The organism is Gilliamella mensalis (assembly GCF_900103085.1).
GTDB lineage: Bacteria > Pseudomonadota > Gammaproteobacteria > Enterobacterales > Orbaceae > Gilliamella > Gilliamella mensalis.
In genome coordinates, this window is the sequence record NZ_FMWR01000023.1 from 1 (window position 1) to 1,085 (window position 1,085).

At 33.3% G+C, this 1,085-nt stretch carries 1 protein-coding gene and 1 pseudogene; one reads left to right on the forward strand and one right to left on the reverse strand.

Annotated elements, in window-relative coordinates; translation table 11 throughout:
* Positions 1–712 (reverse strand): DMT family transporter (locus tag BQ5209_RS10355; protein WP_143421917.1); only part of this gene is annotated, 712 nt, incomplete at its 3' end.
* A 131-nt stretch (positions 713–843) separates the two neighbouring features.
* On the opposite strand from BQ5209_RS10355, the pseudogene BQ5209_RS11095 reads away from it, so the two are divergent.
* A pseudogene (locus BQ5209_RS11095) lies at positions 844–1,047 on the forward strand (DUF3732 domain-containing protein); the annotation flags it as partial.
* Positions 1,048–1,085: the final 38 nt, after the last annotated feature.

The following is a 1,085-nucleotide window of genomic DNA, read 5'->3' on the forward strand; positions in this document are numbered from 1 at the left end:
TAACAAGCACAAAAATATCAAATCCACTTGAGGTTAATGCATCCAAACTTGGAGGACTTGCAAAGCCTAAGAAAGACGCAGTTAAAGTAATTGCGATAATACTTATTACGCCAAGAGAAGAACTTAATGCGGTTACTCTTAATGCACTCCACTTGTATTTTGCAATTATCGTATTTGCAAAATAGGTATAAATAACCCAACAAGTTGTAGCGGCTAACAATAATAAATCACCAACAAAATTTGATGAGGCTATCAAATTATTGAAATCTCCATTTGTTATAACCAAAACAATTCCTACAAAAGCTAATACCGTGCATAAAATTGTTTTAATATTAGGTATATTGCGAGTAAGGATGGATGACAGAATAATTGATAACATTGGCATTAATGCTAATATAATTGTTGCATGTTCGGCAGAAGAAAAACCAATGCCGATAAAAGTAAGGAAGTTTAATCCGGCAAAACCTATCGTACCAAAAAACCATAACTGGAAAGTTTTTCCTTCCGTTTGATAACTTTTTTTGCCTTCTATAAGAAGCAGAACAGTGCTTACAAGCAGTGCACCAAGAACGTAGCGAATAAAAGTCAGATAGTAACCATCTATACCAGATGATACAGCATGTTTTGAGGCCGGATACATAATCCCCCAACCTAGCACTGTAATTAATAAATATAATGTGTATTTATAATTTTCTATTCTATTCTCTTTCATAAAAGCCAGCCTTGTTTTGCTTATTATTGTTCATTAACCTTTATAATATTTTTTTGAGAAAAGATCATTATTCTGCCTGTAATATCATTTATTACAGCAAGTAATAAATGATATTGCTTTGAACCTAAGCTTCTGATGCCGATCTTAATGCCGTCCGTCGCCTATTCGAATTGTTACTTAGATTTACTAAGGAAGATGTTCCTAGTTTTCAACTGATCGTTATAAAATATGCAAATCTAAGCGAACAATAGTTTCAGAATGCCTTAGTTGAAGAACCGTGGGCTAAACTACCTGTACTTGTTCCAGAAAATTGGTCACAAGAAAGAATCAGCTGATATACTTACAAAACTGAGCTAGTCTAATCTAATGATTT